The organism is Burkholderia sp. 22313 (genome assembly GCF_052045245.1).
In the GTDB taxonomy this organism is placed as follows: Bacteria; Pseudomonadota; Gammaproteobacteria; order Burkholderiales; family Burkholderiaceae; genus Burkholderia.
This window is the reverse complement of the sequence record NZ_JBQEON010000014.1, coordinates 111,419-124,374: the sequence shown is the minus strand read 5'-3', so window position 1 is coordinate 124,374 and position 12,956 is coordinate 111,419. Positions and strand designations below refer to the sequence as shown.

Below are 12,956 nucleotides of genomic sequence, written 5' to 3'. Positions count from 1 at the left end.
ATGCATTCGCATCCCGAAGCCGCCGATACGCTGATCGTCGGCGCGCAGCTGTACGACGGCACCGGCGCGCCGCCCGTCACGCGCGACGTCGCAATCCGCAACGGCGTGATCGCGGCGATCGGCAACCTGTCGAACTGGCTCGCCGAGACCATCGTCGATGCGAACGGCCGCGCGCTCGCGCCCGGCTTCGTCGACGTGCACACGCACGACGACACACACGTGATCCGCGCGCCGGAGATGCTGCCGAAGATCTCGCAGGGCGTGACGACCGTGATCGTGGGCAACTGCGGGATCAGCGCGTCGCCGGTGACGCTCGCGGGCGATCCGCCCGATCCGATGAACCTGCTCGGCGAGCGCGACGCGTTCCGCTACCCGACCTTCGCCGCCTATGTCGCGGCGGTGAACGAAGCGCGTCCGGCGGTGAACGTCGCGGCGCTCGTCGGGCATACCGCGTTGCGCAACAACCAGATGGACCGCCTCGACCGCGCGGCGACCGACGGCGAAATCGCCGGCATGCGCACGCAGCTCGAGGAAGCGCTCGCGAACGGCGCGCTCGGGCTGTCGTCCGGCCTCGCGTACGGTTCCGCGTTCGCGGCGCCGGCCGAGGAAGTGATGGCGCTGGCCGAGCCGCTCGCGAAGGCGGGCGCGCTGTACACGACGCACATGCGCACCGAGTTCGACGCGATCCTCGATGCGATGGAAGAGGCGTACCAGGTCGGCCGCCATGCTCGCGTGCCGGTCGTGATCTCGCACCTGAAGTGCGCGGGCCCGTCGAACTGGGGGCGCAGCACCGAGGTGCTCGCATCGCTCGAAGGCGCGCGCCGCTACCAGCCGGTCGGCTGCGACTGCTATCCGTACAGCCGCAGCTCGTCGACGCTCGACCTGAAGCAGGTGACGGGCGACATCGACATCACGATCACGTGGTCGGAGCCGCATCCGGAAGTCGCGGGCAAGCTGCTGAAGGCGATCGCGGCCGACTGGGGCGTGACCGAGCAGGAAGCCGCGCAGCGGATTCGCCCGGCCGGCGCCGTGTATCACAACATGTCCGAGGACGACGTGCGCAGGATCCTGTCGCATCCGGCGACGATGGTCGGCTCGGACGGCCTGCCGAACGATCCGCTGCCGCACCCGCGGTTGTGGGGGGCGTTCCCGCGCGTGCTCGGCCATTACGTGCGCGACACGGACCTGCTGCCGCTCGAAGAGGCGATCCGCAAGATGACGTCGCTGTCCGCGCGTCGCTACGGGATCGCGCGGCGCGGCGAGGTGCACGTCGGCTACCACGCGGATCTCGTGCTGTTCGATCCGGCGCGCGTGATCGATGCGGCGACGTTCGAGCAGCCGCAGCAGCCCGCTCACGGGATCGACGCGGTGTGGGTGAACGGCGTGCTGACTTACGAGAACGGCCGGCCGACCGGCGAGCGCGCCGGCGGTTTCGTCGCACGCGGCGAGCGCGTGGCGGCGAGTGCCGACGCCGCGTTCTGAACGCGGTCGTTGTTCCGATCTACCGCGCGCGCCATCGTCGGTGCGCGCATTCGTAACCGAAACAAGGAGTGAAACGATGAAGCGATATGGCGTAGGCGAAGCGAAGGGCACCGGCGGCCAGGTGATGCCGTTTGCGCGTGCGGTCGAGGCCGACGGCTGGCTGTACGTGTCGGGCCAGACGCCGATGGTGAACGGCGAGGTCGTCGAAGGCGGGATCGTCACGCAGTCGAAGCAGACGATCGAGAACGTGATCGCGATCCTGAAGGAAGCCGGCTACGGCCTCGAACACGTCGTGCGCTGCGGCGTGTGGCTCGACGACGCTCGCGATTTCGCGTCGTTCAACAAGGTGTTCGTGTCGTACTTCGGCGAGCATCCGCCGGCACGCGCGTGCGTGCAGTCGAGCATGGTCATCGACTGCAAGGTCGAGGTCGACTGCATCGCTTACAAGGCGCCGGCGAAGTAACGCGGCGAGGGCGGAAGCTGTACGACAAGGCCGGTGCATTGACGTGCACCGGCCTTGTTGTGTTGGCACTGAATTTTTACACTTTGAATAGAATCCTGTCGATGAGAGCGCGAGACGATAGGTCCGTCTGGCGGGTGACGGCAGTGATGGACGCGTAATTCGCAACGAGCATCATGAAATTCGAGCGAGCAGACTAAATGGATTGCTGGGTATGGTCGTCTTCCCGATCAACGATTCGTGAAGTCGCACCATGACGAGCAATACATACCGCTACGGCGTTCATTCGGATCTCACACCCGCCGAGCTTTTCTTTTTTGTGGCTGTAGAAGAGACGTGTGCACGGGCCGGGATCGACGATGTCGAAGCTGTGATCCTGATCCTGGCGGGCTGGCCGGTTTTGCCGACGCGGCAGAAATTCGGCGGCGCGACGAAAGGAACGTCCGTCGCATCCGTGATGGCGCGATCGATTTTCCGCTACCAGTTGAACAGGAAGGTTTTACCAACCGTGACGCTGCAGAGCATCAAGTCGTTTCGGATCATCTTGACCCATAAGCTCAGCGTGTTCGTCGGACGTGCCGTCCCCGGCGTGGGTTGGGCGCTGCTTGCGCGTGACGTGTTCGCGATCGTTCACGGCACGGTCTCCAGGTACAACAGCCTAGTCAAACGCGAGGATAGGGTGTTCTGATGGAAAACGTGAGTTGGGACGAGATCGAGGCCTTTGTCAGGTCGGAGGTGGGGCTCGGTCCATCGAAGCCGCTCGCCGCTGGCACTCGGCTCTGGGAAGACTTGGGTCAAACCGGCGACGAAGCCAACGATTTCATCGGGCATTTTTTCGAACGGTTTGCCGTGGATGCGGGCGATTTCGATTTCCACAGATATTTCCTAATGGAAGGCGAAGGGTTGCTCTATTCGCTATTCCTGCGATGGGTGCTCCGAAAGCCGCACGACTTCAAACGGGAACCGATTACGCTCGCGATGCTGCATCGTGCGGCCGTAGAAAGGAGATGGGACGCCGCGCGATTGGCCGCGCTGCCGTGAAACATCGGATATTTGAACAGCGCGGTGTCCGGCGGATGCCGGGCAATGCGCGATGTTGGCGAGCCGCACAATGCCCGCCAACACCGCGTCATTTACTGCCGCGCCGTCCGCGCATTATCCGGCATCGGTTGGTTGTAATTCGTGCGGAACGGGTTGATATCCAGCCCGCCGCGGCGCGTATAGCGTGCATACACCGCGAGCTTCACCGGTTTGCACGCATGCAGGATGTCGAGGAAGATGCGCTCGACGCACTGCTCGTGAAAGCCCGTGTGATTGCGGAACGAGATGATGTAGCGCAGCAGCCCCGCGTGATCGATCTGCGGCCCGACGTAGTGGATCTGCACGCTGCCCCAGTCGGGCTGCCCGGTGACCGGGCAGTTCGAGCGCAGCAGGTCGGACACGAGCGTCTCCTCGACCGGCGCTTCGTCCTCGGCGTCGGCCGCCGACAGCAGCGACGGATCGGGTTCGTACACGTCGGTGTCGAGGTCGAGCCGGTCGAGCGACAGCCCGTCGAGCTCCTCCATCTCGAGCTTGCCGAAATCGTGCGGCGACACGAGCTGCACCGACACGGTCGCGCCGCACGCGGCCGACACGTCGCGCTTCAGTACGTCGCGCACGGCGTCGACCGAGTCGAACTGCGATTGCGCGAACGAGCCGAGATACAGCTTGAACGACTTCGATTCGACGATGTTCGGCGATTCGGCCGGCACGTAGAACGTCGCGACCGCGAGCTGCGGCTTGCCGCGCGCGTTGAGCCACGACAGCTCGTAGGCGTTCCAGATGTCGGTGCCGAAGAACGGCAGCGCCGACGTGATGCCGAGCTGCTCGCGCGCCCCGGCGCGCGGGATCGGGAACAGCAGCGACGCGTCGTACTGCGTCGCGTAGACGGTGGCCTTGCCGAGCGGGGAGTGTTCGGGATTCATTGCAGGAAGCCTTTACGACAGGAAGAGGCGGTAAGCCGGATTGGCGCTCTCTTCGACATACGGATAGCCGAGCGCGGCGAGGAAGCGTTCGAACTCGGCACGATCGGCCGGCGGCACCTGCAGCCCGACGAGGATCGAGCTGTAGTCCGCGCCCTGGTTGCGGTAGTGGAACAGGCTGATGTTCCAGTCCGGCGCCATCGACGACAGGAACTTCATCAGCGCGCCCGGCCGTTCCGGGAATTCGAAGCGGAACAGGCGTTCGTCGAGCGCGAGCGGCGAGCGGCCGCCCACCATGTAGCGGATGTGCTCCTTCGACAGCTCGTCGTGCGTCAGGTCGACGGTCTGGAAGCCGTGCGACTCGAAATTCGCGGCGATCTCGGCCGATTCGCCGCGCCGCTTGATCTGCACGCCGACGAAGATGTGCGCGGACTGCGCATCGGCGATCCGGTAATTGAACTCGGTCACGTTGCGGTCGCCGACGAGCGTGCAGAAGCGCTTGAAGCTGCCGCGTTCCTCGGGGATCGTGACCGCGAACACGGCTTCGCGCGCCTCGCCGACTTCCGCGCGCTCCGCGACGAAGCGCATCCGGTCGAAGTTCATGTTCGCGCCGGACGTGACCGCGACGAGCGTCTGGTTCTCGATCCCTTCGCGTTCCGCATAGCGTTTCGCGCCCGCGACCGCGAGCGCGCCGGACGGCTCGAGCACGCTGCGCGTGTCCTGGAACACGTCCTTGATCGCCGCGCACAGCGCGTCGGTGTCGACCGTCACCACGCCGTCGAGGAATTCGCTGCAGAGCCGGAACGTTTCCTCGCCGACGAGTTTCACCGCCGTGCCGTCCGCGAACAGGCCGACTTCGCTCAGCTCGACGCGTTCGCCCTTCTGCAGCGACTGCGCCATCGCGCACGAATCCTCGGCCTGCACGCCGAACACCTTGATCTCCGGACGCACTGCCTTGACGTAGGCCGCCACGCCGGCCGCGAGCCCGCCGCCGCCGATCGGCACGAAGATCGCGTGAATCGGCGCCTGGTGCTGGCGCAGGATTTCCATCGCGATCGTGCCCTGGCCGGCGATCACGTACGGATCGTCGAACGGGTGGACGAAGGTCAGGTCGCGTTCCGCCTGCACCTTCACCGCGTGCGCGTACGCATCGCTGTACGACTCGCCCGCCTGGATCACCTCGACGCTCGGGCCGCCGTGCGCGCGCACCGCATCGACCTTCACCTGCGGCGTCGTGACGGGCACGACGATCACGGCCTTCACGCCCATCCGCGCCGCCGAAAACGCGACACCCTGCGCATGGTTGCCTGCCGATGCCGTAATCACGCCGCGCGCGAGCGCGTCGGCCGGAATGTGCGCCATCTTGTTGTACGCGCCGCGCAGCTTGAACGAGAACACCGGCTGGTTGTCCTCGCGCTTCAGGTATACGGGGTTGCGCAGCCGGGCCGACAGGTTTCGGGCGGGTTCGAGTTCCGTCTCGAGCGCGACGTCGTAGACGCGCGCGGTGAGGATTTTCTTCAGGTAATCGTGGGATGCCATGGGCGCTCGCGTGCAGTGCGGAAAGCAGACGGTAAAGGATCAATGATAGCGCCAAGGGTCCGCCCGAATGCAAGCGGCATGCCGGGCACACCGCCGCGGAACCGCGTCGGCGGGCGTGTTGGCTGCGTCGAACGTCCTTTTTTACCGGTTTAACTGCCCGGTTACCGACCGGACGGACGGCGAATGTCGGCGCAAAACCGCGCCGAACCAGGCCTGGCGCGGGTTGCGGCGAAAGCCCCACGACCTGTCCGGCGTGTCACGGACGGCTCGATCATGGGTTAGAATTCCGTTTTGAATCAAGGATCGGAAGATGCAGAGGCACCCTCGGATCGCCCCGTTGAAGCCGACGCCGCGCGCAGCCAGCCCCGCGGCGGAGCGGCATGCGCGCCGCGCGCGATCGTGCTGATGGCTCCGAGTGCCGCCAGGCCCTGCCGGCCCGGAACGGTGAGTGAAGACCCGCTCCGGCCCCATGCGAGATAGTCGCGCGCCTGGCACCAGAACAGATTTCCCCAAGATTGCGCCTACGCGCTTGCCGACGCCCGTGCACGGTGTATCGGCCCTCCGAGTCGTCCGAACATGAACGCACCACAAGTTTTCGATCCGCATGGCGCGGCCGCCGCCGTCGCCGCTGACCCCGCGCCCCGTCTGCGCGAGATTCCCTACAACTACACGTCGTTCTCCGACCGCGAGATCGTGATCCGCCTGCTGGGCGCGGACGCGTGGTCGGTGCTCGACGAGCTGCGCGCGGAACGCCGCACGGGCCGCTCGGCACGGATGCTGTACGAAGTGCTCGGCGATATCTGGGTCGTGCGCCGCAACCCGTACCTGCAGGACGACCTGCTCGACAACCCGAAGCGCCGCGCGCTGCTGATCGAGGCGCTGAACCACCGCCTGACCGAGATCGGCAAGCGCCGTCGCGCCGACCTGACCGCGCACCACGACGACGCAGGCCGCGAGCGCGCCGAGCGCGTCGAGATGCTCGAGGCCGCCGCGCAGCGCGCGGTCGACGAATTCGCAGACGAATTCGACAAGATGGCCGACCTGCGCCGCCGCGCGACCAAGGCGCTCGGCCGCTGTACGGAGAAGGACAACATCCGCTTCGACGGGCTGTCGCGCGTGTCGCACGTGACCGACGCGACCGACTGGCGCGTCGAATATCCGTTCGTCGTATTGACCCCCGACACCGAAGCCGAGATCGCCGCGCTGATCAAGGCGTGTTTCGAACTCGGCCTGACCGTGATCCCGCGCGGCGGCGGCACGGGCTACACGGGCGGCGCGGTGCCGCTCACGCCGTTCTCCGCGGTGATCAACACCGAGAAGCTCGAGCAGCTCGGCGCGGTCGAACTCACCGAACTGCCGGGCGTCGCGCACAAGGTGCCGACGATCTTCTCCGGCGCGGGCGTCGTCACGCGTCGCGTGACGGAGGCGGCCGAAGCGGCCGGCTACGTGTTCGCGGTCGATCCGACCTCGCTCGACGCATCGTGCATCGGCGGCAACGTCGCGATGAATGCTGGCGGCAAGAAGGCCGTGCTGTGGGGCACCGCGCTCGACAACCTGGCCTGGTGGCGGATGGTCGACCCGGACGGCAACTGGCTCGAAGTCACGCGCCACGAGCACAACCAGGGCAAGATCCACGACATCGCGGTCGCGCGTTTCGAGCTGAAGTGGTTCGACGGTGCCCATGCGCCGGGCGAGAAGCTGCTGAAGACCGAAATGCTCGAGATCGAAGGCCGCCGGTTCCGCAAGGAAGGTCTCGGCAAGGACGTGACCGACAAGTTCCTCGCCGGCCTGCCGGGCGTGCAGAAGGAAGGCTGCGACGGGCTGATCACGTCCGCGCGCTGGGTGCTGCACAAGATGCCCGCGCACACGCGCACCGTCTGTCTCGAATTCTTCGGCCAGGCGCGCGAGGCGATCCCGAGCATCGTCGAAATCAAGGACTACCTGTTCGAGACGTCGAAGCAGGGCGGCGCGATCCTCGCGGGCCTCGAGCACCTCGACGAGCGCTACCTGCGCGCGGTCGGCTACGCGACCAAGAGCAAGCGCAATGCATTCCCCAAGATGGTGCTGATCGGCGACATCGTCGGCGATGACGCCGATGCGGTCGCGCACGCGACGTCCGAAGTGGTCCGGATGGCGAACGGCAAGAGCGGCGAAGGCTTCGTCGCGATCAGCGCGGAGGCGCGCAAGCGCTTCTGGCTCGACCGCAGCCGCACGGCCGCGATCGCGAAGCACACCAACGCGTTCAAGATCAACGAAGACGTCGTGATCCCGCTGAACCGGATGGGCGAATACACCGACGGCATCGAGCGGATCAACATCGAGCTGTCGCTGAAGAACAAGCTGCAGCTGGTCGACGCGCTCGAGGCGTTCTTCCGCGCCGGCAACCTGCCGCTCGGCAAGACCGACGACGCGAACGAGATCCCGAGCGCCGAACTGCTGGAAGACCGCGTGCAGCAGGCGCTGGAACTGCTCAAGCGCGTGCGGGCACGCTGGGAATTCGTGCGCGACCGGCTCGACCAGCCGTTGCGCGAGGCGCAGCACTACCTGGTGCAGCTCGGCTACGAGGCGCTGGCCGAGAAGTTCGCGGATCGCGCGGACGAGCAGCCGGACGCAACCGTGTTCCACATCACGCAGGACCGCACGGTCCGCATCTCGTGGAAGCAGGAGATCCGCGCGGAGCTGCGCGCGATCTTCAACGGCGGCGCGTTCAAGCAGATCCTCGACGAAGCGCAGGCGATCCACAAGCAGGTGCTGCGCGGCCGCGTGTTCGTCGCGCTGCACATGCACGCGGGCGACGGCAACGTCCACACCAACATCCCGGTCAACTCCGACAACTACGAGATGCTGCAGGATGCGCACGCGTCGGTCGCGCGCATCATGACGCTGGCACGTTCGCTCGACGGCGTGATTTCCGGCGAACACGGGATCGGCATCACGAAGCTCGAGTTCCTGACCGACGACGAGATCGCCGAATTCCGCGCGTACAAGCAGCGCGTCGACCCGAACGGCCGCTTCAACAAGGGCAAGCTGCTCGACGGCGCCGACCTCCGCAATGCCTACACGCCCAGCTTCGGGCTGATGGGCTACGAGTCGCTGATCATGAAGCAGTCCGACATCGGCGCAATCGCCGATTCGGTGAAGGACTGCCTGCGCTGCGGCAAGTGCAAGCCGGTGTGCGCGACCCACGTGCCGCGCGCGAACCTGCTGTACAGCCCGCGCAACAAGATCCTCGCGACGTCGCTGCTGGTCGAGGCGTTCCTGTACGAAGAGCAGACGCGCCGCGGCGTGTCGATCAAGCACTGGGACGAGTTCAACGACGTGGCCGACCATTGCACGGTGTGCCACAAGTGCGCGACGCCGTGCCCGGTGAAGATCGACTTCGGCGACGTCACGATGAACATGCGCAACCTGTTGCGCAAGATGGGCAAGAAGAAGTTCAACGCCGGCAATGCGGCGGGCATGTTCTTCCTGAACGCGACCAATCCGCAGACGATCAACGCCGCGCGCAGCGTGATGATGGGCGTCGGCTACAAGGTGCAGCGCTTCGCGAACGACATGCTGAAGAAGGTCGTGACGAAGCAGACGCAGCACCCGCCCGCGACGGTCGGCAAGCCGCCCGTCGTCGAGCAGGTGATCCACTTCGTCAACAAGAAGATGCCGGGCAACCTGCCGAAGAAGACGGCGCGCGCGCTGCTCGACATCGAGGACAACAAGATCGTGCCGATCATCCGCAACCCGAAGTCGACGACCGTCGATTCGGAGGCGGTGTTCTACTTCCCGGGCTGCGGCTCCGAGCGCCTGTTCTCGCAGGTCGGCCTCGCGACGCAGGCGATGCTGTGGGAAGCGGGCGTGCAGACCGTGCTGCCGCCGGGCTACCTGTGCTGCGGCTATCCGCAGCGCGGCTCGGGCCAGTACGACAAGGCCGAGAAGATCGTCACCGACAACCGCGTGCTGTTCCACCGGGTCGCGAACACGCTGAACTACCTCGACATCAAGACGGTGGTCGTGTCGTGCGGCACCTGCTACGACCAGCTCGCAGGCTATGAATTCGACAAGATCTTCCCGGGCTGCCGGATCATCGACATTCACGAGTTCCTGCTCGAGAAGGGGATGAAGCTCGACGGCGTGACGGGCACGCGCTACATGTATCACGACCCGTGCCACACGCCGATCAAGACGATGGACCCGGTGAAGCTCGTCAACGAGCTGATGGGCGCGGAGAAGGACGGCTACAAGATCGAGAAGAACGAGCGCTGCTGCGGTGAATCGGGCACGCTCGCGGTCACGCGTCCGGACATTTCCACGCAGGTCCGCTTCCGCAAGGAAGAGGAAATCCGCAAGGGTGCCGCGAAGCTGCGCAGCATCCCGGTCGTGGCCGATGGCGCACCCGCGCCGGCCGCCGCCGCGAACGGCCCGGACGTGAAGATCCTGACGAGCTGCCCGTCGTGCCTGCAGGGCCTGTCGCGCTACAACGAGGACGCCAACCTCGAGGCCGACTACATCGTGGTCGAAATCGCGCGCCAGACGCTCGGCGAGAACTGGATGGCCGACTATGTCGCACACGCGAACAATGGCGGGATCGAGCGCGTGCTGGTCTAATGCGGGCATGACGACCGCCCGACCGGGCGACGGATGAGCGGGCGCCGGCGCTGATGCGTCGGCGCCCGTCCACATGGGAGCGACGATGGAATGCGTGTTTTGCCGTGAAGACGGCGGCGAGGTGCTCTGGCAGGACGACATGCTGCGCGTCGTCCTCGCGACGGGCGAGCACGACTACCCGGGCTTCTGCCGGGTGATCTGGGGCACGCACGTGGCCGAGTTCTCCGATCTCGGCGAGCCCGAGCGGGCACATTTGATGCGCATCGTGTACGCGGTGGAGCGAGCCGTGCGCCGCGTGATGCAGCCGAACAAGGTGAATCTCGCGAGCCTCGGCAACATGGTGCCGCACGTGCACTGGCACGTGATCCCGCGCTTCTCGAACGACGCCCATTTCCCGCAGCCGATCTGGGCACCGCGCCAGCGCGGCGTGTCCGACGCGCTGCTGCGCGCGCGCGCGGCGCAGGCCTCGCTGCTGCACAATGCGGTGCGCGAGGAAATTCAACGAACGACCGATTCGAGGCAGCCATGAGCGGTTTGACTTCCACGACGCCGATTCCGTCAGGCGTCGTCGTGCACGCGGTGTCGCGCGTGCTCGAATTGCAGTATCCGAACGGCGAGAATTACCGGATTCCGTTCGAGCTGATGCGCGTCTATTCGCCGTCGGCCGAGGTGCGCGGCCACGGGCCCGGCCAGGAGACGCTGCAGACGGGCAAGCGCGAAGTGACGATCACCGCGCTCGAGGGCGTGGGCAACTACGCGCTGCAGCCGACGTTCTCCGACGGCCATTCGACCGGCATCTACTCGTGGGATCTGCTGTACGAACTGGCGACGCAGCAGGACGCGCTGTGGCGCGACTATTTCGACAAACTGAAGGCGGCGGGCGTCGAGCGCGACGCACCGATGCAGGCGGCCTCCGCGCCGCACGGCCACTGCCACTGAAATCGACGGCGCCCGCTCGGCGCCGTCTTGCCATTTACTGAGGATCAACGCGATGAGCAAAACCCACTTCGGCTTCGAAAGCGTCGAGGAAACTGAAAAAGCGAAGAAAGTGGCGGGCGTGTTCCATTCGGTCGCGAGCAACTACGATCTGATGAACGACCTGATGTCGGCCGGCATGCACCGCGCGTGGAAGGCGTTCACGATCGCGCAGGCGAATGTTCGCCCCGGCTTCAAGGTGCTCGACATCGCGGCCGGCACGGGCGACCTGACCAAGGCGTTCGCGAAGGCGGCCGGCCCGACGGGCGAGGTCTGGCACACCGACATCAACGAATCGATGCTGCGCGTCGGTCGCGACCGCCTGCTCGACAAGGGCATCGTGACGCCGTCGCTGCTGTGCGACGCGGAGAAAACCCCGTTTCCCGACAACTACTTCGACGTGGTCACGGTTGCGTTCGGGTTGCGCAACATGACGCACAAGGACGCCGCGCTCGCCGAGATGCGCCGTGTGACGAAGCCCGGCGGCCGCGTGATGGTGCTGGAATTCTCGAAAGTCTGGGATCCGCTGAAAAAAGCGTACGACCTGTATTCTTTCAAAGTATTACCGTGGCTTGGCGACAAGTTCGCGAAAGATGCTGAAAGTTACCGGTATCTTGCTGAATCTATCCGGATGCACCCCGATCAGGACACGCTGAAGACGATGATGGAACAAGCGGGCCTCGATGCCGTCAAATATTACAATTTGTCAGGTGGCGTGGTAGCTTTACACCTAGGAACCAAGTACTAAGGGGTTCTTTCCCTACATTCGTCTTACATCCGGAGAAGCTGATGTCCGAATCGCGTTCGTTGTTCAACCGTAGCAAGCCGTCGAAGCCGTGGGCTCGACGGGTCGGCACGCTGCTGATGGTCGGCCTGCTCACGGCCGGCACGTTCGCATCGCTCGACGCCGAAGCCCGGCGCATGGGCGGCGGGCGCAGCATCGGCCGCCAGAACTCCACCGTCACGCAGCGCCAGGCCACGCCGCCCGCGCAGCAGCCGATGCAGCAGGCCGCGCCGTCGCAGGCGCAGCGCGCGAACCCGGCTGCCCCGGCGCCGGCCGCGCAGCCGAACCGCTCGCGCTGGCTCGGGCCGATCGCCGGTCTCGCGGCCGGCCTCGGCATCGCGGCGCTGCTGTCGCACTTCGGCCTCGGCGGCGCGTTCGCGAGCATGATGGCGAACGTCATCGTGATCGCGCTGCTCGCGATGGTCGGCATCTGGCTGATCCGCAAGTTCATGAACCGCCGCCGTCCGCAGGAACCGGCGTACTCGGTGGGGGGCTCGGCATCGTCGTCGGGCGGCTACTCGCAGAGCCCGTCGTTCCAGCAAGGCAGCACCGGCAGCAACCATGCCGGTAGCGGCAGCAGCTACGCGAACGAAGCGCAGGGCGTGTTCGGCGGCGGCGCATCGGCCGCCGGCGCGGCGGGCACGATGGCGGCCGCACCGCTGCAGGTGCCGGCCGGTTTCGACACCGAAGCGTTCCTGCGCAGCGCGAAGGTCTACTTCGTGCGACTGCAGGCGGCCTGGGACCAGGGCAACCTGGCCGACATCCGCGAGTTCTCGACCCCCGAAATGTTCGCCGAGATCAAGATCGACCTCGATTCGCGCGGCAGCGAGGCGAACCAGACCGATGTCGTGCAGCTCGACGCGGAACTGGTCGCGATCGAGGATCGCGGCATCGAGCAGTCGGCGAGCGTGCGCTTCCACGGGCTGATCCGCGAATCGGCGAATGCGTCGGCGGCACCGTTCGACGAGGTGTGGAACCTGTCGAAGTCGGGCAGCCAGGGCTGGCTGCTCGCGGGTATCCAGCAGATCAACACGCACTGAGCGTGGCCGGCGGCCGGCTTGCCGGCTGCCCGGGCGACGGCCGCCGCACTGCGGCCGCTTGCCGCCCGGGTGTGCGGTTGGCCGCGGTCTGCCGACGATCCGACGTTACAATAGAA

11 protein-coding genes are annotated in these 12,956 nt (G+C 66.0%); 9 read left to right on the top strand and 2 right to left on the bottom strand.

Annotated elements, in window-relative coordinates:
• The 4 genes from ACTJKF_RS14170 to ACTJKF_RS14155 all read left to right on the top strand — a co-directional run bounded on the left by ACTJKF_RS14170 (window position 1) and on the right by ACTJKF_RS14155 (window position 2,983).
• On the top strand, window positions 1-1,482 hold the full coding sequence (locus tag ACTJKF_RS14170) for an N-acyl-D-amino-acid deacylase family protein (RefSeq protein ID WP_440624145.1): 1,482 nt from the start codon (window positions 1-3) through the stop codon (window positions 1,480-1,482).
• A gap of 76 nt (window positions 1,483-1,558) precedes the next feature.
• Window positions 1,559-1,945, top strand: coding sequence for a RidA family protein (locus tag ACTJKF_RS14165; RefSeq protein ID WP_006751946.1), 387 nt, complete (start codon window positions 1,559-1,561; stop codon window positions 1,943-1,945).
• 250 nt (window positions 1,946-2,195) lie between these two features.
• On the top strand, window positions 2,196-2,630 hold the full coding sequence (locus ACTJKF_RS14160; protein ID WP_174973027.1) for an STM2901 family protein: 435 nt from the start codon (window positions 2,196-2,198) through the stop codon (window positions 2,628-2,630).
• Entirely contained in the window at window positions 2,630-2,983 is a 354-nt protein-coding gene (locus ACTJKF_RS14155; protein WP_440624144.1) for a DUF1493 family protein, read from the top strand. The genes ACTJKF_RS14160 and ACTJKF_RS14155 overlap by 1 nt, the downstream gene beginning before the upstream one ends.
• A gap of 92 nt (window positions 2,984-3,075) precedes the next feature.
• On the opposite strand, the gene queF is transcribed toward ACTJKF_RS14155, so the two are convergent.
• Complete coding sequence (gene queF, locus ACTJKF_RS14150; RefSeq protein WP_440624143.1) at window positions 3,076-3,906, bottom strand: NADPH-dependent 7-cyano-7-deazaguanine reductase QueF; 831 nt, start codon at window positions 3,904-3,906, stop codon at window positions 3,076-3,078.
• Window positions 3,907-3,918: 12 nt separating this feature from the next.
• The gene (gene ilvA, locus ACTJKF_RS14145; protein ID WP_440624142.1) at window positions 3,919-5,442 is read right to left on the bottom strand and encodes a threonine ammonia-lyase, biosynthetic; all 1,524 of its coding nucleotides are present in this window, start codon (window positions 5,440-5,442) and stop codon (window positions 3,919-3,921) included.
• A gap of 576 nt (window positions 5,443-6,018) precedes the next feature.
• Between ilvA and ACTJKF_RS14140 the strand changes: the two genes are divergently transcribed.
• From ACTJKF_RS14140 to ACTJKF_RS14120, 5 genes are all read left to right on the top strand, one after another.
• Window positions 6,019-10,041, top strand: coding sequence for a DUF3683 domain-containing protein (locus ACTJKF_RS14140; RefSeq protein WP_440624141.1), 4,023 nt, complete (start codon window positions 6,019-6,021; stop codon window positions 10,039-10,041).
• An 85-nt stretch (window positions 10,042-10,126) separates the two neighbouring features.
• Complete coding sequence (locus tag ACTJKF_RS14135) at window positions 10,127-10,570, top strand: HIT family protein (RefSeq protein ID WP_440624140.1); 444 nt, start codon at window positions 10,127-10,129, stop codon at window positions 10,568-10,570.
• On the top strand, window positions 10,567-10,980 hold the full coding sequence (locus tag ACTJKF_RS14130; protein WP_124660698.1) for a gamma-butyrobetaine hydroxylase-like domain-containing protein: 414 nt from the start codon (window positions 10,567-10,569) through the stop codon (window positions 10,978-10,980). The genes ACTJKF_RS14135 and ACTJKF_RS14130 overlap by 4 nt, the downstream gene beginning before the upstream one ends.
• Window positions 10,981-11,032: 52 nt before the next feature.
• A complete protein-coding gene (ubiE, locus tag ACTJKF_RS14125; RefSeq protein WP_105832908.1) occupies window positions 11,033-11,764 on the top strand; it encodes a bifunctional demethylmenaquinone methyltransferase/2-methoxy-6-polyprenyl-1,4-benzoquinol methylase UbiE in 732 nt (243 codons plus the stop codon).
• 41 nt (window positions 11,765-11,805) lie between these two features.
• Entirely contained in the window at window positions 11,806-12,840 is a 1,035-nt protein-coding gene (locus ACTJKF_RS14120) for a Tim44 domain-containing protein (RefSeq protein ID WP_440624139.1), read from the top strand.
• The last annotated feature ends 116 nt before the right edge of the window (window positions 12,841-12,956 follow it).

Excerpts from the sequence above, each read along its gene's own strand:
- ACTJKF_RS14170 (WP_440624145.1), top strand. The coding sequence starts at position 1 with ATGCATTCGCATCCCGAAGCCGCCGATACGCTGATCGTCGGCGCGCAG.
- ACTJKF_RS14165 (WP_006751946.1), top strand. The coding sequence starts at position 1,559 with ATGAAGCGATATGGCGTAGGCGAAGCGAAGGGCACCGGCGGCCAGGTG.
- ACTJKF_RS14160 (WP_174973027.1), top strand. The coding sequence starts at position 2,196 with ATGACGAGCAATACATACCGCTACGGCGTTCATTCGGATCTCACACCC.
- ACTJKF_RS14155 (WP_440624144.1), top strand. The coding sequence starts at position 2,630 with ATGGAAAACGTGAGTTGGGACGAGATCGAGGCCTTTGTCAGGTCGGAG.
- queF (WP_440624143.1), bottom strand. The coding sequence starts at position 3,906 with ATGAATCCCGAACACTCCCCGCTCGGCAAGGCCACCGTCTACGCGACG.
- ilvA (WP_440624142.1), bottom strand. The coding sequence starts at position 5,442 with ATGGCATCCCACGATTACCTGAAGAAAATCCTCACCGCGCGCGTCTAC.
- ACTJKF_RS14140 (WP_440624141.1), top strand. The coding sequence starts at position 6,019 with ATGAACGCACCACAAGTTTTCGATCCGCATGGCGCGGCCGCCGCCGTC.
- ACTJKF_RS14135 (WP_440624140.1), top strand. The coding sequence starts at position 10,127 with ATGGAATGCGTGTTTTGCCGTGAAGACGGCGGCGAGGTGCTCTGGCAG.
- ACTJKF_RS14130 (WP_124660698.1), top strand. The coding sequence starts at position 10,567 with ATGAGCGGTTTGACTTCCACGACGCCGATTCCGTCAGGCGTCGTCGTG.
- ubiE (WP_105832908.1), top strand. The coding sequence starts at position 11,033 with ATGAGCAAAACCCACTTCGGCTTCGAAAGCGTCGAGGAAACTGAAAAA.
- ACTJKF_RS14120 (WP_440624139.1), top strand. The coding sequence starts at position 11,806 with ATGTCCGAATCGCGTTCGTTGTTCAACCGTAGCAAGCCGTCGAAGCCG.